Source organism: Catenulispora sp. GP43 (assembly GCF_041260665.1).
In the GTDB taxonomy this organism is placed as follows: Bacteria; Actinomycetota; Actinomycetes; order Streptomycetales; family Catenulisporaceae; genus Catenulispora.
This window is the reverse complement of the sequence record NZ_JBGCCT010000039.1, coordinates 110229-117230: the sequence shown is the minus strand read 5'-3', so window position 1 is coordinate 117230 and position 7002 is coordinate 110229. Positions and strand designations below refer to the sequence as shown.

At 74.2% G+C, this 7002-nt stretch carries 6 protein-coding genes and 1 rRNA gene; 2 read left to right on the top strand and 5 right to left on the bottom strand.

Annotated features, from left to right (window positions below):
- A 5S ribosomal RNA gene (gene rrf, locus ABH926_RS47035) occupies window positions 1-92 on the top strand; the annotation flags it as partial.
- Window positions 93-573: 481 nt separating this feature from the next.
- On the opposite strand, the gene ABH926_RS47030 is transcribed toward rrf, so the two are convergent.
- From ABH926_RS47030 to ABH926_RS47010, 5 genes are all read right to left on the bottom strand, one after another.
- On the bottom strand, window positions 574-1947 hold the full coding sequence (locus tag ABH926_RS47030; RefSeq protein WP_370373791.1) for a DUF58 domain-containing protein: 1374 nt from the start codon (window positions 1945-1947) through the stop codon (window positions 574-576).
- 81 nt (window positions 1948-2028) lie between these two features.
- Entirely contained in the window at window positions 2029-2955 is a 927-nt protein-coding gene (locus ABH926_RS47025) for an AAA family ATPase (protein ID WP_370373801.1), read from the bottom strand.
- A 184-nt stretch (window positions 2956-3139) separates the two neighbouring features.
- Complete coding sequence (locus ABH926_RS47020; RefSeq protein ID WP_370373789.1) at window positions 3140-4273, bottom strand: DUF4350 domain-containing protein; 1134 nt, start codon at window positions 4271-4273, stop codon at window positions 3140-3142.
- Window positions 4270-5076, bottom strand: a complete 807-nt coding sequence (locus tag ABH926_RS47015; RefSeq protein WP_370373787.1) for a DUF4129 domain-containing protein — start codon at window positions 5074-5076, stop codon at window positions 4270-4272. Before ABH926_RS47015 ends, ABH926_RS47020 begins: the two co-directional genes overlap by 4 nt.
- The gene (locus ABH926_RS47010) at window positions 5073-6140 is read right to left on the bottom strand and encodes a hypothetical protein (protein ID WP_370373785.1); all 1068 of its coding nucleotides are present in this window, start codon (window positions 6138-6140) and stop codon (window positions 5073-5075) included. The genes ABH926_RS47015 and ABH926_RS47010 overlap by 4 nt, the downstream gene beginning before the upstream one ends.
- Window positions 6141-6310: 170 nt before the next feature.
- On the opposite strand from ABH926_RS47010, the gene mtrA reads away from it, so the two are divergent.
- The gene (mtrA, locus tag ABH926_RS47005) at window positions 6311-6988 is read left to right on the top strand and encodes an MtrAB system response regulator MtrA (RefSeq protein WP_194894868.1); all 678 of its coding nucleotides are present in this window, start codon (window positions 6311-6313) and stop codon (window positions 6986-6988) included.
- Window positions 6989-7002 lie beyond the last annotated feature (14 nt).

Sequence of the window (7002 nt, the reverse complement as noted above, 5' to 3'; positions counted from 1 at the left end):
CGCCCGGTCCCATTCCGAACCCGGAAGCTAAGCCCGCCAGCGCCGATGGTACTGCCAGGGGGACCTGGTGGGAGAGTAGGACGCGGCCGGACTAATTTTCACAGTAGGCCCCCGATGGTTTCCATCGGGGGCCTACTGCGTTTTCGGCGAATTATGGGAACAGCTGCGGGACGGGTCGGCCTGCCTGACACGACTACCGAAGCTCCCGCATCCATCCAGCCCAGCATGCCCCGGCGCGGTCCTGCCGCGCGGGCACCTGCCAGGTCTGCCTTGCCGCGGATCTGTGCCTGGCTGGTACCTGCTGGGTCTGTCATGTTGCGGATCTGCGCTGGCACTGCCCTGCTGCCCTGGCACTCGCCGGGGTGACTCTGTGGTGGCGGCTGTCCTACCGGGCTGCTGCCTTGCGGTACCCCCAACACCGTGGCGCCGTTTCCTGCTTTGCTCTTGGGGCCGCTGTGCCGAGGCATCTGCGTTATTCGGCCTGTGGAGCTTCAGCCCCAGGCCGTGCAAGACTCCGCGGCGGCCGGCCTCCCATCGTCTCCGCCCCAGCCGGCGCACCCACCGCGGCTCCCCCTACAGCCGCCCAGCCGCCTTCAGCGCCAGATACGCGTCCGCCAGGGCCGGTGCGATCAGCGCCGGCGGCTGGTCGACCACCGTCACCCGGTGCTTCGCCAGCAGGTCCGCCACGTGCCGCCGCTCGGCGCGGGCGCGTTCCGCCGATGCCGCCTCGTACACCGCCGTCGCCTCGCCGCGGCCGTGGGCCATCTCCTCGATGCGGGGGTCGGCGACCGAGGCGACCACCACCTCGTGGCGGGCCGTCAGGCGGCCGATGACCGGCAGGAGGCCCTCGGCCATCGGGGCCGAGTCCAGGCTCGTCAGGAGGACCACCAGGGAGCGCTGGGGGGCGCGGTTCAGGACTGTGGTGACCAGGCCGCGGGCGTCCAGTTCGACCAGTTCCGGTTCCAGGACCGCCATTGCGTTGGTGACGTGGGCCAGGGTTTGGCTCGGGGTGGTGCGGGTCACCGCTGTGCGGATGCGGCGGTCGTAGGCGAGGAGGTCGACGCGGTCGCCGGCGCGGAGGGCGAGGGCGGTCAGCAGCAGGGCGGCGTCCAGGGCCGCGTCGAGGCGGACGCCGTCGGTGCCCAGTTCCTCGGTGCCGATGCGGCCTGCGGCGGTGCGGCCGGTGTCCAGGACGATCAGGATCGCGCGGTCGCGTTCCGGGCGCCAGGTGCGGACCACGACGTCGTAGTGGTCGCCGATGTGGCGGCGGGCGGTGGCGCGCCAGTCGATGGAGCGGATGTCGTCGCCGGCCGTGTAGTCGCGCAGGGAGTCGAATTCCGTGCCCTGTCCGCGTACCAGGAGTGAGGTGCGGCCGTCGAGTTCGCGGAGGCGTGCCAGGCGTGAGGGTAGGTGGCGGCGGGACAGGAACGGCGGCAGTACCCGTACTCGCCAGGGGCTGCTCATCGTGCGCTGGCGGGCGGCCAGGCCCAGGGGGCCGAAGGAGCGGATGCTGACATGCTCGGCCTGACGGTCGCCGCGGCGGGTCGGGACCAGGACGGATTCGATCCGGCGCCGTTCGCCGGCCGGGATCGTGACCGCGTGCCGGGGCTGGACGATCGTCGGGTCCGCCAGGCGGTTCGCTGTGGGGGCCGGGCCCTGAAGGCCTGCTGACGGCGGCCATGCGTCGCGGATCAGAGCCCGCACTCGCCGCCCCGAGGGATTGGTGACGACCAGCTGGACCCGGGCCGTCGCGCCGAGGCGGACGGTGGTGTCGCCGCTGCGCTCGAACCGCAGTGTGCGCACCGGGCCGGCCAGGGCGACGTCGACCGCCACCCCGAGGGCCACGACGGCCGCCACGATCGCGATGCCGGCCCACGAGGGCAGCACGACGCCGACGAACACCGCGCCGAGTGCAGCCAGGGCTCCGGCCCGCCACGTCAGGGCCATGACACCGCCACTCTCATGACCGCCACCCCCACGACCGCCACTCCTACGACCCCCGCCACCCTCACCACAGTCCCGCCCCGCCTACCGGGGGACCGGGACAGCGCCGAGCACGGCGTCCAGCACGCCGTCGGCGGTGCCGCCCTCCATCTCGGCCTCGGCGCGCAGCCGAACCCGGTGCCGCAGCGTCGGCTTGGCCAGGGCCTGGACGTCGTCCGGGGTGACGTATCCGCGCCCGGCGAGCCACGCCCACGAGCGTGCGGTGCTGAGCAGCGCGGTGGCGCCGCGCGGTGAGACGCCCAGCGCCAGCGACGGCGACATGCGCGTGGCGCGGGCCAGGTCGGCGATGTAGCCCAGCACGTCGCGGCTGACGGTGACCTGGCGTGCGGCGGCGCGGGCGGCGGCCAGCTCGGCGGGCCCGGCGACCGGACGGACGCCGGCGGCGTCCAGGTCGCGGGGGTCGAAGCCGTTGGCGTGCCGGTCCAGAATGCCGATCTCCTCGTCGCGGCCGGGAAGCGGCAGGACCAGTTTCAGCAGGAAGCGGTCCAGCTGCGCCTCGGGGAGCGGGTAGGTGCCCTCGAACTCGACCGGGTTCTGCGTCGCGGCGACGAGGAAGACCTCCGGCAGCGGGCGCGGGCGGCCGTCCACGGTCACCTGCCGCTCCTCCATCGCCTCCAGCAGCGAGGCCTGCGTCTTCGGAGGAGTGCGGTTGATCTCGTCGGCGAGCAGCAGATTGGTGAACACCGGGCCCTCGCGGAAGGAGAACTCCGCGGTCCGGCTGTCGAAGACGGCCGAGCCGGTCACGTCGCCGGGCATCAGGTCCGGGGTGAACTGCACGCGCTTGGAGTCCAGCGCCAGCGCCGCCGCCAGTGAGCGCACCAGCAGCGTCTTCGCCACGCCCGGCACGCCTTCGAGGAGCACGTGGCCGCCCGACAGCAGCGCGATGACCAGGCCGGTGACCGCGGAGTCCTGGCCGACGACGGCCTTGCCGACCTCGGCGCGGACGGCCATCAGCGCGGCACGGGCGTCGGCGGGGTCGACCGGCCCGGTGGCCGAACCCGCCGAACGCGCGGAACCCCCCGAACCCGCCATGCCGATCCCCGGCTCTTCGAAAGCCGTTCCTCCGGCACCCGACACCGCAGCGCCGCCCACCCCGAAACCAGAGCCCTGCGTCATCTCGCTCTCCTGTCCCTCGTCACAGCCGCCCGACCTCGGCTTCCAGCCGGTCCAGCGCCGAAGCCAATCCCACCAGGCCGGCGTCGTCGGCGGGCGCCGGGCCCGCCAGCACCGCCAGGGTGTCCGCCGCCGGCGGTCCGCCGCGGGCCGCGACGGCCGTCGCGATGTCGCCGACCGCGGCCGTGCGCGGCAGGCCCAGGCGGGCGGCCAGCCGGGAGCGCGCCGCCTCGCGCAGCGCACCGGACGCGCGGTCGGTCACCCGGCCGCGTTCGTACAGCCTCGCGCGGCCCTCGGCCGTCTCGGCGGCGCGGACCGCCACCGGCATGCGCTCGGCCACGACCGGGCCGAGGCGGCGGGCCTGCCACAGGGCCAGCAGTCCGATGGCCAGCACCATCGTCAGGGCGCCCCAGCGCCAGCCGGCCGGCAGGACCGCGGTGAAGCTTTTTTGGCCGGAGGCCGTAGCGCCCGGGTCCGCGCCGTCCGGCAGGTACCAGACGACCGTCGGGTGCTTGCCGAGCAGGCGCAGGGCCAGGGCCGCGTTGCCGTGGTCGGCGAGGTGGTCGTTGCGGAACGGCGTGCGGCTGCCGACCAGCACCGTGTCGTCCGACGCCGGTCCCGGCGCCGTTGCCAGCGCGTAGCCGTCGGGTGTCTGGTAGCAGCCGGCGGTCAGACCGCTGAACACTTCGGCGTCGCCGATGTCGGCGTTGCCGGCGGCAGTCGCGTCGGCGTCCGGGCAGGCCGGGTCGACCACCGGCACGCCCGCGGGCGACTGGCCCACCCGGGTCACCGGGGAGGTGAACAGCTGCGCCGACTGCGGATCCGGCTGCACCACCACCAGCCGGGCCACCGGCGTCGCGGCCAGGGTGTCGATCTGCACCAGGGTCAGCAGCCCCGGGTCGGTGACGAGCAGCGTCGCGCCGCCCTGCGCGCCCTGGACCGCGGCCAGTGCGTCGGCGGTGGTCCGCGCGGGGGTGACCGTGACGCCCCGGTCCCGCAGCAGTGCGGCCAGGGCGCGGCCGCCGTCAGGCGAGGCCGAGTCCGGATCGAGGGTGCCGCCGCCGTTGCCGCCGAAGGTCAGCACGGTGACCAGGGCGCCGAGCAGCAGGACGGCGAGCGCGGCCAGCGGCCAGCGCCAGGCCCGCAGGGTCTTCATCGCGGCTCCGGCGGCTTGGAGGGGCTCGACGGTTCCGACCGCCCCGACCGGCCCGACCGCCCCGGCAGCTCAGCCAGCTCAGCCAGCTCCCCGCCCGCCGAGCCCCCGGCCGAACCCCCGGCCACGCTCCCGACCTGCACCTGCACCTGCACCCGCACCCGCGCGGCCGCGACCGCCTCGTCCACCGCCACCAGCCGCCGGTAGTCCTCGGCCCCGGCGGCCGCCTGGCCGTACCAGATGTCGTCGAAGACCCGCGCCGCGGCCAGCAGGGCCGGCGCCTGCTCCGGCAGCAGCGCCCCGGCCTCCCGCGCCGCCACGTCGGCGGTCCGCCCCGGCCGCGGGTCCAGCACCGCCCGCTCCTCCAGCGCCGCGATGACCGCGCGCAGCCGTGCCCGCACCGCCTCGGCCCACCGCCCGCCGGCCGCGTGCTCCTCCGCCGCGTGCCGGTAGCCGGCCGCGTCCATCGGGGCCGCCTCGTCGAACAGCGCCTGGTCGGCCCGCACCCGCCGCCGGACCGGCCCGTAGCGCCGGCGGACCACCAGCACGACGACCACCAGCAGCACCAGGACGACCAGCAGCGCGGTCCAGCCGTCGCCCCCGCTCGTCCCGCCGCCGAAGGCCTTGTCCCACAACGTGCTCAGCTCGTGCCCGATCCAGTCCAGCGCCCGCCGGGTGAGCGAGGGCCGGGCGTGCGCGTAGGCCGGCTTGGCCAGCTCGTCCGCGGCCGCGCGGCGCGCCTCGTCTCGGCCGACGTCGATCGGTACGCCAGGCGGCGGCGTCACCGGGGCCCCGGGATCGGTCACGCAGCCGGGCCGTTCCCCGGCGCCGGTCCGCCGCCGGCCGCCGAGCTCTCACGCTGGTGCCGCGCGTTCATCGCCAGCTGGATGTCCAGCCCCTCGCGGCGCATCCGCCGGTCCACGTACTGCAGGGCCATCACCGAGGCGGCGAAGGGCGACACCACCGACTGGATCGCCGCCGAGAACAGGGCCCCGAGGAACACGTACAGCAGCGAGACGTGGTGCCCGGAGAAGGTCCCGTCCCCGTTGTCGGCCACCGGGCTCAGATTCGAGCCGACGACCACTTCCTGCACCACCGAGAGCACCACGGCGATCATCTCCGACACCAGCAGCGCCAGCAGCGAGACGCCCACGACCCGCCACCAGCCGCCCTTGACCAGCGTCGAGGACCGCTTCAGCGCCCGCCGGACCGGCTGCTCCTCCAGGACCAGCGCGGCCGCGGCCAGCGACCACGCCACCCAGCGGTTGACCGCCAGCACCGCCGCCGCGCCGATCCCTAGCAGCAGCACCAGGGCCGCGGCCGGGCTCCCGGCGGCGGCCAGCAGCAGGCCCGGGACCATGCCCAGGATCAGCAGGCCGAACAGGGCGACGAAGATCAGCAGCGAGAGCCCGAACAGCCGGAGCAGCCGGGGCCGGGTCGAGGCCCACACCTGGGCCAGGGTCACCGGCCGGCCCAGCGCCGCCCGGGCCACCGCGGCGGTCAGCAGCCCGACCAGCAGCGAGACGATCAGCGCGTTGATCAGTATGCCGGGCCGCAGCATCGCCAGGTCGTTGAGCCCGGTGCCGCTGCCCAGCGTGGTGTTGTCGTTGACCAGTCCGGCCAGGAACCGCAGATACAGATAGTCCAGCGGGATCGCCACGGCCTGGCCGACGGTGACCACCAGCGCCGACAGGCCGAGCATGACGCCGGGATGGGCCCGCATCGCGGTCACCGCGCCGTCGAGGATTTCCCCGGCTTGCAGCGGACGCAAAGGGACCACTCCGCGTCCCAGGCCCGCGGGCGTGTACGCCGCCCGAGCGTCGGAGCCGGGCACGGAAGGGGACATCGTGGGTCCGGTGACGTGGCTCATGGGCTGCGTGGACGCCTCTTCCTCGGGGCTTCGCCGGCTCGTCGCCGGAGTGTGCACCCCAGCATGCAGGCAGGGCAGAGGACGGCGCCACCCCCGCACCAACACCCGTGATCCTTCCCAGGGGCCCCGGGGATTCACCAAAAACGGAAAGTAATGCGACGATGGTCCGCATGAAAGGTCGTGTCCTCATCGTCGACGATGACATAGCCCTGTCCGAGATGCTGGGCATCGCCCTGCGCGGCGAGGGCTTCGAGACCACGTCCGTCGCCGACGGTGACCGGGCCCTGCAGGTGTTCCGCGACTTCAAGCCGGACCTGGTCCTGCTTGACCTGATGCTCCCGGGCCGCGACGGCATCGACGTGTGCCGGCTGATCCGCGGCGAGTCCGGGGTCCCGATCATCATGCTCACCGCCAAGAGCGACACCGTCGACGTGGTGGTCGGCCTGGAGTCCGGCGCCGACGACTACGTGATCAAGCCGTTCAAGGTCAAGGAGCTGGTGGCCCGGGTGCGCGCCCGGCTGCGCCGCGCCGACGAGCCCAAGCCCGAGACGCTGGCCATCGGCGACCTGTCGATCGACGTGGCCGGCCACTCCGTCAAGCGCGACGGCCGGCAGATCCCGCTCACGCCGCTGGAGTTCGACCTGCTGGTCGCCCTGGCGCGCAAGCCCTGGCAGGTGTTCACCCGCGAGGTGCTGCTGGAGCAGGTCTGGGGCTACCGCCACGCCGCCGACACCCGGCTGGTGAACGTGCACGTGCAGCGGCTGCGCAGCAAGATCGAGGTCGACCCGGAGAACCCGGAGATCGTGGTCACCGTGCGCGGGGTGGGTTACAAAGCCGGTCCGGCTTAACACGGGCGGGAAGT

Excerpts from the sequence above, each read along its gene's own strand:
- ABH926_RS47030 (WP_370373791.1), bottom strand. The coding sequence starts at position 1,947 with ATGGCCCTGACGTGGCGGGCCGGAGCCCTGGCTGCACTCGGCGCGGTG.
- ABH926_RS47025 (WP_370373801.1), bottom strand. The coding sequence starts at position 2,955 with ATGGCCGTCCGCGCCGAGGTCGGCAAGGCCGTCGTCGGCCAGGACTCC.
- ABH926_RS47020 (WP_370373789.1), bottom strand. The coding sequence starts at position 4,273 with ATGAAGACCCTGCGGGCCTGGCGCTGGCCGCTGGCCGCGCTCGCCGTC.
- ABH926_RS47010 (WP_370373785.1), bottom strand. The coding sequence starts at position 6,140 with ATGAGCCACGTCACCGGACCCACGATGTCCCCTTCCGTGCCCGGCTCC.
- mtrA (WP_194894868.1), top strand. The coding sequence starts at position 6,311 with ATGAAAGGTCGTGTCCTCATCGTCGACGATGACATAGCCCTGTCCGAG.